This is a genomic window from Micromonospora sp. NBRC 110009 (assembly GCF_030518795.1).
Lineage (GTDB): Bacteria > Actinomycetota > Actinomycetes > Mycobacteriales > Micromonosporaceae > Micromonospora.
Genome location: NZ_CP130427.1, coordinates 243,117 through 256,514, shown reverse-complemented (window position 1 = coordinate 256,514; position 13,398 = coordinate 243,117). Strand labels below are relative to the sequence as shown.

General features: G+C 75.9%; 12 protein-coding genes. 5 read left to right on the top strand and 7 right to left on the bottom strand.

The window, feature by feature from the left end:
- Nucleotides 1-18 precede the first annotated feature (18 nt).
- Complete coding sequence (locus tag Q2K19_RS01195) at nucleotides 19-777, top strand: peptidylprolyl isomerase (protein ID WP_302766851.1); 759 nt, start codon at nucleotides 19-21, stop codon at nucleotides 775-777.
- Between the two features lie 85 nt (nucleotides 778-862).
- Here Q2K19_RS01195 and Q2K19_RS01190 read toward each other — a convergent pair whose 3' ends face one another.
- The 3 genes from Q2K19_RS01190 to Q2K19_RS01180 form a co-directional block, all read right to left on the bottom strand.
- The gene (locus Q2K19_RS01190; protein ID WP_302766850.1) at nucleotides 863-1,849 is read right to left on the bottom strand and encodes a GGDEF domain-containing protein; all 987 of its coding nucleotides are present in this window, start codon (nucleotides 1,847-1,849) and stop codon (nucleotides 863-865) included.
- Nucleotides 1,850-2,010: 161 nt separating this feature from the next.
- The gene (locus Q2K19_RS01185; protein ID WP_302766848.1) at nucleotides 2,011-2,685 is read right to left on the bottom strand and encodes a 4'-phosphopantetheinyl transferase family protein; all 675 of its coding nucleotides are present in this window, start codon (nucleotides 2,683-2,685) and stop codon (nucleotides 2,011-2,013) included.
- A complete protein-coding gene (locus Q2K19_RS01180; protein ID WP_446839772.1) occupies nucleotides 2,682-3,557 on the bottom strand; it encodes a metallophosphoesterase family protein in 876 nt (291 codons plus the stop codon). Before Q2K19_RS01180 ends, Q2K19_RS01185 begins: the two co-directional genes overlap by 4 nt.
- Before the next feature lie 180 nt (nucleotides 3,558-3,737).
- Between Q2K19_RS01180 and Q2K19_RS01175 the strand changes: the two genes are divergently transcribed.
- A complete protein-coding gene (locus Q2K19_RS01175; protein ID WP_302766844.1) occupies nucleotides 3,738-4,511 on the top strand; it encodes a hypothetical protein in 774 nt (257 codons plus the stop codon).
- A 22-nt stretch (nucleotides 4,512-4,533) separates the two neighbouring features.
- Here the strand turns inward: Q2K19_RS01175 and pip are convergent, their stop codons facing one another.
- The 3 genes from pip to Q2K19_RS01160 all read right to left on the bottom strand — a co-directional run bounded on the left by pip (nucleotide 4,534) and on the right by Q2K19_RS01160 (nucleotide 6,904).
- A complete protein-coding gene (gene pip, locus Q2K19_RS01170; protein WP_302766842.1) occupies nucleotides 4,534-5,502 on the bottom strand; it encodes a prolyl aminopeptidase in 969 nt (322 codons plus the stop codon).
- Nucleotides 5,503-5,545: 43 nt separating this feature from the next.
- Nucleotides 5,546-5,920, bottom strand: coding sequence for an SH3 domain-containing protein (locus tag Q2K19_RS01165; protein WP_302766841.1), 375 nt, complete (start codon nucleotides 5,918-5,920; stop codon nucleotides 5,546-5,548).
- Nucleotides 5,921-6,025: 105 nt separating this feature from the next.
- Complete coding sequence (locus Q2K19_RS01160; protein WP_302766839.1) at nucleotides 6,026-6,904, bottom strand: alpha/beta fold hydrolase; 879 nt, start codon at nucleotides 6,902-6,904, stop codon at nucleotides 6,026-6,028.
- A 130-nt stretch (nucleotides 6,905-7,034) separates the two neighbouring features.
- On the opposite strand from Q2K19_RS01160, the gene Q2K19_RS01155 reads away from it, so the two are divergent.
- Both Q2K19_RS01155 and Q2K19_RS01150 read left to right on the top strand, forming a co-directional pair.
- Nucleotides 7,035-10,295 carry a BTAD domain-containing putative transcriptional regulator gene (locus tag Q2K19_RS01155; RefSeq protein ID WP_302766837.1) on the top strand — a complete coding sequence of 1,087 codons (3,261 nt, stop codon included), beginning with the start codon at nucleotides 7,035-7,037 and terminating at the stop codon, nucleotides 10,293-10,295.
- A gap of 77 nt (nucleotides 10,296-10,372) precedes the next feature.
- Entirely contained in the window at nucleotides 10,373-10,957 is a 585-nt protein-coding gene (locus Q2K19_RS01150; RefSeq protein WP_302766836.1) for a hypothetical protein, read from the top strand.
- Nucleotides 10,958-10,995: 38 nt separating this feature from the next.
- Here Q2K19_RS01150 and Q2K19_RS01145 read toward each other — a convergent pair whose 3' ends face one another.
- Nucleotides 10,996-12,465, bottom strand: coding sequence for a coiled-coil domain-containing protein (locus Q2K19_RS01145; protein WP_302766834.1), 1,470 nt, complete (start codon nucleotides 12,463-12,465; stop codon nucleotides 10,996-10,998).
- 147 nt (nucleotides 12,466-12,612) lie between these two features.
- Here Q2K19_RS01145 and Q2K19_RS01140 point away from each other — a divergent pair, with 147 nt between their 5' ends.
- Nucleotides 12,613-13,386, top strand: coding sequence for a (Fe-S)-binding protein (locus tag Q2K19_RS01140; protein WP_302766833.1), 774 nt, complete (start codon nucleotides 12,613-12,615; stop codon nucleotides 13,384-13,386).
- Nucleotides 13,387-13,398 lie beyond the last annotated feature (12 nt).

The following is a 13,398-nucleotide window of genomic DNA, read 5'->3' as shown; positions in this document are numbered from 1 at the left end:
AGTCCAGGGAGGACCCACGTGTCGAGCGAAACCCGACCGCACGCCGTGCCGCCGCTGCTGTCCCGCCTCGCCGGGGTGGCGGTGATCTCCGCCGCGCTGGTCGCCGCCGGTGGCGCCGCCGCGACCGCGGCGCCGGCCACCGCGCCACAGCCCACCAAGGGCCCGTGCGCGTACACGCCGACACCCGAGGAGCCCGCGGCCCGGCCGGTGCCGCTGCCGCCGGACCCCCGGCGGACGCCGGACCACGGCACGGTACGGGTCACCCTGCGGACCAGCCAGGGCCCCATCGGGTTGACCCTCGACCGGGAACAGGCGCCGTGCACCGTGCAGAGCTTCCTGCACCTGGCCCGCCACAGGTTCTACGACCGCACCCCCTGCCACCGGCTCACCGCGTACCCGACCCTCAAGGTGCTGCAGTGCGGTGACCCGTCCGGCACCGGCGAGGGCGGGCCCGGCTACCGGTACGCCGACGAACTCCCCACCGACCTGCCGCCGGCGCCGACCGACCCGACCGGGGTCCGCCGGCTCTACGCCCGGGGCACCCTGGCCATGGCCAACGCCGGCCCGGACACCAACGGCAGCCAGTTCTTCCTGGTCCAGTCCGACTCGGCGCTGCGCCCGAACTACACCGTCTTCGGCACCGTCGACGCGGCCGGGCTGGCCACCCTGGACCGGATCGCGGCCGGCGGGATCGCCGCCACGCCGGAGGACCCGGCGCCGGTCGACGGCGCGCCGGCCCTGCCGGTGGAGATCTACCGGGCCACCCGAGGCCGCTGAGACCACCTCCGGCGGGGCGGAGCACCGCCCCGCCGGGCCGGGTCGGCGGGAGTGGCCCCGGCCGACGCCGGCCGGATCGCCCCGCCTACGGGACCCGGGTGCCGCCGGCGCGACGGCGCTCCTGCTTGGCCCGGTAGAGGTCCTGGTCGGCGACGTGCATCAGGGCGTCGAGCGTGAAGCCGTCGTACGGTGCCGTCGCCGCGCCGATGCTGATCGCGTTGTGCGGGCGTACCGCCGCGTCGAGCCGGGCGGCGATCGTCCGCGCGGTGGTCTCGTCCGCGTCGACGAGCACGACGACGAACTCGTCACCGCCCACGCGGGCGATCGCGTCCCCGGCGCGCAGCGCCCCCCGTGCCGCCGCCACCGTCCGGCGCAACAGGTCGTCGCCGGCGGCGTGCCCGAGCCGATCGTTGACGAGCTTGAAGTCGTCCAGATCCAGGCAGAGCAGGGACGGGCCGGGCCGGCAGCCTCGGGCGAACAGGTGGCGGGTGAACTCGGCCAGGCCACGCCGGTTCAGCGCGCCGGTGAGCGGGTCCAGCGCGGCGAGCGCGCGGAGCTGCGACCGCTGCCGCGCCAGGGCCCGGGTCTGCGTCGAGCAGACCGAGCTCAGCACCACCATGGCGGAGAGGTAGACGAAGACGTGACCCGGCGGCGCCGGCTCACCGGCGACGGCGACGGCGAGGTAGGCACCGAGGGTGAGCGTTTCGAGCGCCACCATCACGTGCAGGTGCGGCGTGTGGCTGGCCACGAAGACGCTGGTGGTCACGAAGCCCAGGGCGGCCGGGGAGGCGACGCCCCCGTCCCAGTACGCCCCGAGCGCGGCGACGGCGAGCGTGACCATCAGGATCGCGAACGAGGTGCGGTAGCCGGCCGCCTTCGTGGTGACCCTCGTCGCCGCCCAGATGCCCACCACGCCGGCGGCCATCCCGCAGGAGAAGACGGCGAGCATCAGATCCCGGTTCGGCTGGTCCAGCGTGAGCAGGCAGTAGACGACCGCGACCCCGTGCGAGATGACGTGCAGGTCGGCGCTCAGCTCCATCCGTCGGCGACGCTCGGCCACCTCGCTGCCCACAGCCCTCACGCCCCCCGGTCGGCTGTGCCGGGAGGCGGGTCGGCAAGGTCGCTCGAAGGCCGGTCGGCGGCAGGTGCGCAGGTCACTCCGAGGGTGAACTTCACCACCTCGACATTGAATGTTCTGCCTTCGTTAACAGTCAATACCTCCCGCCGACGCACTTACGGTGCGTGACGTGCGCGCGGGGGCACCGACACGGCCGTGACGATCAGGCCGTGGTCGACCAGCCAGCGGCCCGGCAGCTCGGTCAGCGGTGGCCCGCCGTCGGTGCGGGTGCCGTCGACCAGCAGTCGGGCGGTGAAACCGCCGGCGGGGTCGATGGACAGCTCGGCGTCCTCGAACCCGAGCCAGCGCCCGGTCACCGGGTACCACGCCTTGTAGACCGACTCCTTGGCGCTGAACAGCAACCGGCCCCAGTGGACGGTCGGGTGGCTGCCGGCGAGCCGGCCCAGCAGCTCCGGCTCGCCGGCGACCGTCACCGCCGCGTCCAGCCCGTCCGGCAACGCCTCGTGCGGCTCCGCGTCGATGCCGAGACTCGCCAGGTCGGTGTGCCGGGCGACCGCCGCGGCCCGGTAGCCGGTGCAGTGGGTGATGCTGCCCACCACCCCCGCCGGCCACACCGGCTCACGCCGGGGACCGGACCGGATCGGACCCGGGGCGTAGCCGAGCTTGCCGAGGGCCTCCCGGGCGCAGCGGCGGGCGGTGAGGAACTCCTGGCGGCGGGTCGCGACAGCCTTCGCGACCAGGTCCTCCTCGCCGGGGTGCGGGGCCTCCCCGGGAAGGTCGGCGAACGCATGGACGGTGACCACCGGCGGCGGCAGCAGGGTCTCGATCATTCCTTGCCCGCCAGGATCCGGCGCATCGGCCGCGGTTCCCCGCCGCGCCGCCGCCACTCGCGCGGGTAGCCCAGCGACACCTCCTCGAACCGCACGCCGTCGTACTCGGTGGCGCGGGGGATGTGCAGGTGCCCGTAGACGGCCGCGACGGCGCGGTGCCGCAGGTGCCAGTCGGCGGTGCGCTCGGTGCCGCACCACTGCGCGAACTCCGGGTAGCGGAGGATGTCCGTGGGCTGGCGGACCAGCGGCCAGTGGCTGGCCAGCACGGTCGGCAGCGTCGGGTCGACGGCGGCCAGCCGGCGCTCGGTCTCGGCCAGCCGGGCCCAGCACCAGGACTCCCGGTTCGGGTACGGATCCGGGTGCAGCAGCATCTCGTCCGTGCACACCACCCCGGCGTCGTACGCCCGCCGCAGCGACGCCTCCTTGCTGTCCGTGCCGGGCGCGCGGAACGAGTAGTCGTAGAGCACGAAGAGCGGGGCCACCACGACCGGCCCGTCCTCGCCGGGGAACACCGGGTAGTCGTCCTCCGGCGTCAGCACGCCGAGGTCGCGGCACATCCGGACCAGCGCCGTGTAACGGTCCCGGCCGCGCAGCGTCACCGGATCCGACGGGTGGGTCCACAGCTCGTGGTTGCCCGGCGCCCAGAGCACCGTGGCGAACCGCTCGCCCAGCTGCCGCAACGTCCGCTCGACGTCGCCGAAGAGCTCACCCACGTCGCCGGCCACGATCAGCCAGTCGTCCGCCGACTCCGGGCGCAGGCCGTCCACCACCTGGCGGTTCTCGGCGTACGACACGTGCAGATCACTGACCGCGAACAGCGAACCCGTCACCCGCCCGATCCTGCCACCGGCAGCCGACGGCGGAAAGATCACCACGGGGGGCCGGGGGTCGGATGCCCGACCGCCGGCCACGGCCGGCGGCGAACCGGGCCGAGCGCCGGTTGAAGGGCCGCGGGCCGGCGGTCCAGAATGGGCGGCATCGGTGTCGCGACCCCGGCGGCGGTGCAGGGCCGCACGGGCTGAAACGTCGACTCTTCACGGAAGGGACGACGGATGCACCCGATGCTGCGTCGGCTCGACGACCTCGCCGCCCACCTCGCCACCCGGCCGGACACCCTGGCGCTGCTCGGCCTCGGTTCCGCCGGGGCCGAGCACGACCGGCTCGATGCCCACTCCGATCTGGACTTCTTCCTCGTCGTCGCGGACGGCGCGGTGGCCCGCTACGCCGAGTCGGTCGACTGGCTGGCCGCGCCCTGCCCGGTGGCGTACAGCTTCCGCAACGAGCGCAACGGGCGCAAGGCGCGCTACGCCGACGGGATCTTCGTCGAGTACGCGGTCTTCACCGTCGACGAGTTGGCCCTGCTGCCGTTCACCGGGGCCCGCGTGGTGTGGCGACGCCCCGACGCGCCCGCCGGGCTGGACCGGTGCGGGCCGCCGCCCCGACCCGCCACCCCGTACGACACGGTCGAGTTCCACCTCAACGAGGCGCTGACCAACCTCTACGTCGGCCTGCACCGGGAGCTGCGCGGGGAGCGGCTCACCGCGTCCCGGTTCATCCAGTCGTACGCGGTGGACCGGGTGCTCGCCCTGCTGCGGTTGACCGCCCCGCAGGCGGCGGTGCACCGGCGGGACCCGTTCGACGCGAGCCGGCGGGTGGAACGGGCGTACCCGCCGGAGGTGCTGCCGCTGGCCGAGATGGTGCCCGGCTACCGGCACAACCGGGCGGCGGCCCGGGCGACGCTGGGCTGGCTGACGGCCCGCTTCCCGGTGGACCCGGTGATCGCCACCGCCGTCCGCGACCTGCTGGCCACGGACGCCGACGGGTGACGGCCCACCGGGCCGACCCGGGTCAGCCGGCGAGCCGGTCGGCGAACTCGTCGGTGGCGCGCAACAGCTCCCGGGCGATGCCCGGTTCCGCCGCGGAGTGGCCGCTGCCGGGCACCATCCGCAGCTCCGCCTCGGGCCACCGCCGCGCCAGGTCGTACGCGGACACCGGCGGGCAGCAGAGGTCGTAGCAGCCGTTGATGATGACGGCCGGGAGGTGGCGGATGCGGTCCACCCCGTCGAGGAGTTGCGTCTCGCCGGTGAGGAAGCCGCCGTGCCACGCGTAGTGCGAGAGGATCCGGGCGATCGGCAGGGCGTGCTCGCCGGTGCTGAAGTGAGCCAGCAGGCCCGGGTCCGGCAGCAGCGAGGAGTTCACCGCCTCCCAGCGCCCCCACGCCGCCGCGCAGGCCCGGGCCTCGGCCTCGTCCGGGCCGTGCAACCGCCGGTGGTACGCGGCCAGCACGTCGTGCCGCTCCGCCGGCGGGATCGGCGCGAGGAAGCGATCCCACTCCGCCGGCTGCAGGTGGCGTAGGCCGCCCTGGTAGAACCAGTCCCGCTCGAAGCGGCGCATCAGCAGGACGCCGCGCAGGATCAGGCCGGTGACCCGGGCCGGGTGGGCCTGCGCGTAGGCCAGTCCGAGGGTGACCCCCCAGGACCCGCCGAACACCAGCCAGGCGCCGATCCCGAGCCGCTCCCGGATCACCTCCAGGTCGTCGACCAGGTGCCAGGTGGTGTTGGCGCGCAGGCCGCCGAGCGGGGTGCTCCGGCCCGCCCCGCGCTGGTCGAGGAGCACCACCCGGTAGCGGGCCGGGTCGAAGAACCGCCGCGCCGCCGGGACCAGACCGCCGCCGGGCCCGCCGTGCAGGAAGACCACCGGTACGCCGTCCGGCCGGCCCACCTCCTCCACGTACAGCTCGTGGCCGTCGCCGACGGCGACCCGGTGCGTGGCGTAGGGCTCGATCGGCGGGTACAGGGCGGGCTCGGTGGCGGTCATGGTGGGTCATCCTGCCCGCTCGGCGCGGGCCGTGCGGGGCCGGTCAGCAGGCGATGCCGCTGCCGAGGCCGTCCAGCAGGGCGTCGGCGACCCAGCCGGACACCCCGGTGGAGGTGTCCTTCAGGTAGGTCCAGGTGTAGGTGGTGTGCCCGTTCGCGGTGACCCGGTCGCCGCTGGTGTAGCAGTGGAAGTCGACGCTGTGGGTGAGCTGCCCGTACCCCAGGGAGGCGCAGCTGGTGTGCGGACCGGAGCGGATGTTGACGTTGCTGGCGTTGAAGAGCTGGCCGTAGGCGCTGTCGATGTTGGAGTGGGCGTGGCTGCACGTCGCGCTCGCCGGCGCCGCCACGCTGACCACCGCGACACCCGTGCCGCCGACGGTCAGCGTGACGGCCGCCGCTATCGAGGAAACCTTCCGCACTTTGATCAACCCCCCGGAGTCGGAACCACACGCAAAGTGATCAGAATATTTGCATACTTCAAGGTCCACGGCAAGAGCCCGCAGGCCGCCGGTCGCGCCCGGCGATCACCGGGCCAGCAACGCGCGCAACTCCTTCACCACCTCGGCCGGCGCCTCCTCCGCCATGAAGTGGCCGTACGACACCGGCACGTGCCGCAGGTCCGGCGCCCACGCCCGCCACAGCGCGGCCGCGTCGAAGCCCAGCGCGGAACCCCAGTCCTGCTGGAGCACGGTCACCGGCATCCGCAGCCGGTTCCCCGCCGCCCGGTCCGCCCGGTCGTGCGCGACGTCGATGCCGGCCGACGCCCGGTAGTCCGCGACGATCGAGGGCACCGCCGCCCGGCAGGCCCGCAGGTAGGCGGCCCGGACGTCGGCGGGCATCGCGTCCGGGTCGCCGCCCCAGCTGTCCAGGAAGTGGCCGAAGAAGGCGTCCGGGGCAGCCCCGATCAGCTGCTCGGGCAGGCCGGGCGGCTGCGCCATCAGGTAGAGGTGGAACCCGACGGCGGCGCTGATCCCGTGCATGACCTCCCACATGTCGAGGGTGGGCAGCACGTCCAGCGAGGCCAGGTGGGTCACCACGGCCGGATGGTCCAGGCCGGCGCGGATGGCGACCAGGGCGCCGCGGTCGTGCCCGGCCAGGGCGAACCGCTCGTGCCCCAGCGTCCGGGCGAGGGCCACGACGTCGGCGGCCATGGTCCGCTTCGCGTACGCCGTGCCGTCGGTGTCGACCGGCTTGTCGCTGGCGCCGTAGCCGCGCAGGTCGGGGCAGATGACCGTGTGGTCGGCGGCCAGGTCGGCGGCGACGTGCCGCCACATCAGGTGGGTCTGCGGGAACCCGTGCAGCAGCACGATCGGGCTGCCCGTGCCGCCGACGGCGGCGTGCAGGGTGACCCCGTCGGCGACGGTGACGCGGCGCTGTTCGAATCCGTTGATGATCGGTTCCACGGAAGTTCCTCTCCGGTGACGTCGGGTGCCCGTCGAGCCTGCCCGGGGCGGATGAGCAGCGGATCAGCGTCGGATGAGTGCCCTGCCGGCAGCGGCCGCCCGCCGGCCGGCGGCTGCCTAGAGTGGGCGGGTGAGCAGCCCGCCGAGCACACCCACGGTGACCTTCGGCGTGCTCGGGCCGGTGGAGGCGGTCGGCGACCGGGGGCCCGTACCGCTGCGGGGTGCCCGGCAGCGGGCGGTGCTGGCGCGGCTGCTGGTCGCCCGGGGCCGGGTGGTGCCGGTCGACCGGCTCGTCGGCGACCTCTGGGCGGAGCCGCCGGAGGGCGCGGTCGCGGCCGTCCGGACCTTCGTCGCCGACCTGCGCCGGGCCCTGGAGCCCGACCGGCCGCCGCGACAACCGGCCCGGTTGCTGGTCACCAGCCCACCGGGCTACGCGCTGCCGGCCGCCCCGGACACGGTCGACGCCGGGCGGTTCGAGGCGGCGGTGGGGGAGGCCGGCGAACTGCTCGCGGCCGGCCGCGCCGGGGTGGCGCTGGCAGACCTGGACGACGCGCTCGCCCTCTGGCGCGGACCCGCCTACGCCGAGTTCGCCGACCAGGGCTGGGCGCGGGCGGAGATCGACCGGCTGGACGAGCTGCGGATGCTCGCGGTGGAGCGGCGCGCCGCGGCGCTGCTGGCGCTGGGCCGGACCGCCGAGGCCGCCTCCGACCTGGGGGCCCACACGGCCGCCCAGCCGTTCCGGGAGGAGGCCTGGCACCTGCTCGCGGTCGCCCTCTACCGGGCGGGCCGCCAGGGCGACGCCCTCGCCGCGCTGCGGCGGGCCCGGGCGGCCCTGGTCCGGGAGTTGGGCGTGGATCCGGGCCCCCGCCTGCGCCGGCTCGAGGCCGACATTCTCGCCCAGGCCCCGCACCTCGACGCGCCACCCGCCGGCGTCGGTGCGCCGGCGCCCCGGCCCGACACGGCCGGCGCGGGTGCCGCCGCCGGCGAGCCACCACCGGCGCCGCCCGACGTCGAGGCGCCGGACGAAACACCCGCCGCGGTGCCCCGGGGCGGGCCGCGCCCCTTCGTCGGGCGCGGCGACGAACTGGCCGCGCTGGCGTGGACCGCGCAGGACGTGGCCCGGCGTGGCCGTCCCGGGCTCGCCCTGGTCTCCGGGGACGCCGGTGCGGGCAAGACCGCCCTCGTCGAGGCGCTCGCCGGCCGGCTCGCCCGCGCCGGGTGGACCCGCGCCTGGGGGCGGGTACCCGAGTACGAGGGGGGACCGGCCGCCTGGCCGTGGACCCAGATCGCCATCGCGCTGCCCGGACCGTCCGGCGCGCCGGCCCCGGAGGCCGGCGCCGACCCCGCCGTGGCCCGGCTCCGGCTGCACCGGGTCGCCGCGACCCGGCTCACCGCGGCGGCCCGAGGGGGACCCCTGCTGGTGGTCCTCGACGACCTGCACCGGGCCGACGAGGACACCCTCGACCTGCTGACCGCCCTGCTCACCGGGCCGGAGCCGGTCACCGGGCCGGTGCTGGTGGTCGGCACGTACCGGGCCACCGGCATCACCCCGGAACTGACCACGGCCCTCGGCCGTCTCGCCCGCACCGAACCCGTCCGGGTCTACCTGGGCGGGCTGTCCGAGGTCGACACCGCCGACCTGGTGCGGGCGCTGGCCGGGGCGGAGGTGGACCGGGACGCCGTGCGGCTGTTGCACCGGCGCAGCGGCGGCAACCCGTTCTTCGTCCGGGAGCTGGCCCGGCTGCTCGCCGCCGAGGGTGCCGCCGCGCTGGACACCGTGCCGGCCGGCGTGCGGGACGTCCTCCGGCACCGCCTGGCGCAGCTGCCCGAGACGACCCGTACGGTGCTGCGACACGCCGCGGTGATCGGCCGCGACGTCGACGCGGACGTGCTGGCGGCCGTCGTCGGCGAGGACGCGATGCTCGACGCGGTGGACCGGGCCGCGCAGGCCGGGTTCCTCACCCCGGACGGCAGCCGGTTCAGCCACATCCTGGTCCGCGACACCCTCTACACCGACCTGTCGGCGCCGCGCCGGGCCCGCTGGCACGCGGCCGTCGGCGCGGCCCTGCAACGGCTGCGGCCCGACGACGTCGCCGCCCTCGCCCACCACTTCGGGCAGGCCACCGGCCGCACCGCCGCGACCGCCGCGGCCCGCTACGGCCGGGCGGCGGCCGAGCAGGCCGAGCGACGCTGCCGCCCGCACGAGGCGTCCCGGCTCTGGCAGCAGGTCGTCGCCGCCCAGGACCGGGCTGGCGACGACGACGTGCGGGCACGGCTGGCCGCCGTCATCGGCTGGGGACGCAACCTCGCCGTCACCGGCCACCTCGACCGGACCCGCCGGCTGCGGGCCGAGGCGGTCGCCACGGTCGAGCGGCTCGACGACCCCGAGCTGACCGCGGACGTGCTGGCCGCCTTCGACGTGCCGGCCGTGTGGACCCGTAACGACGACGAGGAGCTGTCCCGCCAGATCGTCGACGCCGCCGCCCGCGCCCTCGCCGCGCTCCCCGCCGACCAGGCGGAACGACGCAGCCGCCTGCTCAGCACCCTCGCCCTCGAACTGCGCGGCAGCACCACCGATCGGGGCCGGCGGGCGGCGGCCGAGGCGGAGGCGACCGCCCGGCAGGTCGGCGACCCCGCGCTGCTGGCCTTCGCCCTCAACGCCCGCTTCCTGCACGAGTTCGCGCGTACCGGCCTGGCTCCCGAGCGGGCCCGCATCGGCGCCGAACTCGTCGACCTGGCCGCCCGCCACCACCTGGTGACCTTCGAGGTGCTCGGGCACCTCATTGCACTCCAGGCCCACGCCGCCCGCGCCGACCTGGCCACTGCCGACGGCCACGCGGCCGCCGCCGACCGGCTCGCCGAGCGGTACGAGTTGCCCCTCGTCGGCGTCTTCACCGCCTGGTACGCCGCCCTCCGGCTGGCGATCGCCGGACGCCCGGCGGAGGCCGAGGCGGCGTACCGGGCGGCCGACCTGCGACTCGACGCCGGGCAGATGCCGGGCATGGCGCCGGGACTGCTGCCGTTCGCCCTGCTCTGCCTGCGCCTCGCCACCGACGGCGACATCCGGCCGGCACTGGCCGAGGACGGGGGCTGGGGCCCGTACGCGTCGTGGGTGCGACCGCTGGCCGCGCTGGCCGCCGGCCGCCGGGACGAGGCCGCCGCCGCGCTGCGGTCGCTGCCGGAGTCACCGCACGACCTGCTGCGCGAGGCACGGCTCTGCGTCGCCGCCCGGGTCGCGCTCGCCCTGGACGACCAGGCCGCGATCGCGCGGCTGCACGCCGAGCTGCTCCCGGCCGCTGACGAGCTGGCCGGGGCCGGCAGCGGGGTGCTCACCGCCGGCCCGGTGGCCCGGTACCTCGGTGCGCTGGCCGCCGCGCTGCGCCGCGACTGAGCCACACTCCGGTACGGCCGCCCGCCACGGTCGCCACGGGCCATCATGGAGGCGGCACACGGCGGACGGGAGCGGCGATGACGACAGTCCGGGCGTTCTGGCTCGACGAGCAGCTCGACCGGGAGCGGGGCAGCGCCGGTCACGGTCGGTACGAGGCCGAGGTGTCCCGCCGCATGGACGAGTTCGCCGACGTCTGGGGCGACATCGCCCCGGTCGCGTTCGCGGTGATCGCCTGGCGGCTGGCCACCACGCTGGACCCGCCGTACGTGCGCTGGCACCGCCGGGTCGTCGCCGCGACCTGCGCACGCAGCCCGTGGGACGGCAGCCTCACCTGCGCGGTGACCCTGGTCTCCCGGTGGCCCGCCGAGCTGACCTGGAGCCGCCAGTGGCAGCGGGACCGCGGGTGGCGGGACTGGCCGGAGGTGTTCGGCCAGTTCGTCACACCCACCGAGCGGGACCTGACCCGCACCCCGCACCTGCGGGCCACGCTCCAGGTGGAGGCGCCGTTGCCGCTCGACGACCTGCCGCCGGCCCCGGACGGGCCGGGTGAGGCCGTTCCCGCCGCCGCCCGGCGAGCGGTCGCGGTGCTCACCCGGGAGCTGGACGCGCTGCTCGCCCCGGTGATCGGGCAGCTGGACGCCGGGGTGCCGGCCGACTCCTGACCGGCGCCCGCCCGGGCGCCGGTCAGCGCGAGCCGGGCTCAGGCGTTCGCCGGGAGCTCCGCGTCGGGGTCCGCGGCCGGCTCCGCCAGGGCTTCCTCGTCCCGGGCGGTCCGCGGCGCCGGGCTACGGACGGCGAAGGCGTTGAAGCTGGGTCCGTCCAGGGAGGGCCGCTCGCTGCGCGCCTCGCCGGCGGGCCGCTCCTCCGGCGTCCGGTCGGCCGGGACCCGGTCGGCCGGCACGGGATCGGCGACCTCGGCGACCGGCCGGACCGCCACCTGCGGATACTCGGCGGTCTCCGCGCCGCCCGCCGCGGCCGCCATGACCGCCGCCGCGGCCAGGTCCGCCACCCGCTTCGCCTCGCGCTGCACCCGGGCCCGGGTCTCCTTCGCGTGCTGCTCCGCCAGGTCCGCCGCCCGGCGCGCCTCGTCCAGCCGCCGCGTCTCGGTGGTCAGGTCCCGGCGCACCTCCACCAGGCGCTCCTCCAGGTCGGCGCCCTGCTGCTCGACCGCCGAGATCTCCTGCCGGGTCTGTTCGAGCTGCTCGCTCACGGTCTCCAGCTCGGCCCGCAGCTGCGCCACGGCCTCCTGCCGCTGCTGGATCTCCTGCTGCACGGTGGACAGCTGCTCCTGGTGGGCCGCCTTCTCCTCGTCGGCGCGTTCACGCACCTCGGTGGCGTACTGCTGCGCCTCCTCGACCAGCGCGGCGATGTCCCGTTCGGCGGCGCTGGCCCGGTCGGCCAGCTCCTGCTCGGCGGCGGCCCGTCGCTCGTCCAGCTCGCGGGCCATGGTGGCCTGCCACTGGGCCAGCTCCTGCTGGGCCTTGCTCCGGTTCGCCTGCACCTCCTGCTGGATCTGGGTGCGGGCCGCCTTCACCAGCGCCTCGGACGCCGAACGGGCCTGCTCCACCTGCTGGGCGCTCTGGTCGGCGATCCGCTTCGCCTCCTGCTGCGCCCGGTCGTGCGCGGCCTGGCCCTCCGACCGGAGCTTCTCCGCCAGCTCCCGGATCGCGGTCAGCTCCGCCTGGGCGGCGGTCCGTCGCTCCTCGTCCGCCTTCTCGTGCTCGGCGCGGCGGGTGGACAGCTCCTCCTCCAGCTCCCGCAGCTCGCGGGCGGCCTCCTCCTGGGCTGCGGTCAGCACCTTCTCGGCCTGCGACTGGAGCTCGGCGGCGCGCTTGCCGGCGCTCTCGCTGATCTGCCCGGCCTGCCGCTCGGCCAGCTCGATGATCTGATCCACCATCGGGCCGAGGTCCCGGAAGGACGCCCGGTCCACCGGCGCGGGCCGCTGGCGCAGCTCGGCCGCCTCGGTCTGCGCCCGCTGCAGCTGCGTGGCCAGCTCCCGCGCCTGCGCGTACGCCCGGTCCCGGTCGGCCGTCAACCCGGACAGCTCGCCGTCCATCTGCTCGACGTACCGGTCCACCTGGCGCTTGTCGTAGCCACGCAACGCCGTCTCGAACCTCGGCCGCCCGGACACGTCGTCGTGGGGTGCGAACGGTTCCTCGCCGTTGGACATTCGCCATCCTCCGTCGGTTCGCCAGCGTCAGGCCGGCGGATGACCGCCCCGCAGGGCATGATGAGGCGCAACGGTACCGTCGTCGCCGCGCGGGCCCCGCCCCACCCCGGCCCTCGGCGGGCCGGTCCCGAGCCGGGAGGGCTGAAGATGCGGATCGCCCTGTTCGTCACCTGCCTCGCCGACACCCTCTTCCCCGAGGCGGCGAAGGCGACGGTCCGACTGCTGGAGCGCCTCGGCCACCAGGTCGACTTCCCCGCCGACCAGACCTGCTGCGGGCAGATGCACGTCAACACCGGCTATCCGGACCAGGCGTTGCGGCTGGTCCGCCGGCACGTGCGGGTCTTCGCCCCGTACGACGTGGTGGTCGCCCCATCGGGCTCGTGTGTCGGCTCGGTGCGGCACCAGCACGCGATGGTGGCCCGGCGGGCCGGCGACGAGCGGCTGGCCAGCCGGGCGGAGGAGGTCGGCCGGCGCACGTACGAGCTGTCGGAGCTGCTGGTCGACGTGCTGGGGGTGACCGACGTGGGGGCGTACTACCCGCACCGGGTGACGTACCACCCGACCTGCCACTCGCTGCGGATGCTGCGGGTGGGGGACCGGCCGGTGCGGCTGCTGCGGGCGGTGCGGGGCCTGGACCTGGTGGAGTTGCCGCAGGCCGAGCAGTGCTGCGGGTTCGGGGGCACCTTCGCGGTGAAGAACGCGGACACGTCGACCGCGATGCTGGCCGACAAGATGCGCAACGTGCTGACGACGCGGGCCGACGTGTGCACCGCCGGGGACGCCTCCTGCCTGATGCACATCGGCGGCGGCCTGTCCCGGCTCCGAGCGGGCGTGCGCACGGTGCATCTGGCGGAGATCCTGGCCAGTACGGGACGCTCGGAGACGGCCGGGGAGCGCGACCGGATGGGGGTGCGACCGTGACGCGGACCTTCC

Coding starts and splice junctions, on each gene's coding strand:
- pip (WP_302766842.1), bottom strand. CDS start 5,502: ATGACCGCCACCGAGCCCGCCCTGTACCCGCCGATCGAGCCCTACGCC.
- Q2K19_RS01145 (WP_302766834.1), bottom strand. CDS start 12,465: ATGTCCAACGGCGAGGAACCGTTCGCACCCCACGACGACGTGTCCGGG.
- Q2K19_RS01150 (WP_302766836.1), top strand. CDS start 10,373: ATGACGACAGTCCGGGCGTTCTGGCTCGACGAGCAGCTCGACCGGGAG.
- Q2K19_RS01175 (WP_302766844.1), top strand. CDS start 3,738: ATGCACCCGATGCTGCGTCGGCTCGACGACCTCGCCGCCCACCTCGCC.
- Q2K19_RS01185 (WP_302766848.1), bottom strand. CDS start 2,685: ATGATCGAGACCCTGCTGCCGCCGCCGGTGGTCACCGTCCATGCGTTC.
- Q2K19_RS01140 (WP_302766833.1), top strand. CDS start 12,613: ATGCGGATCGCCCTGTTCGTCACCTGCCTCGCCGACACCCTCTTCCCC.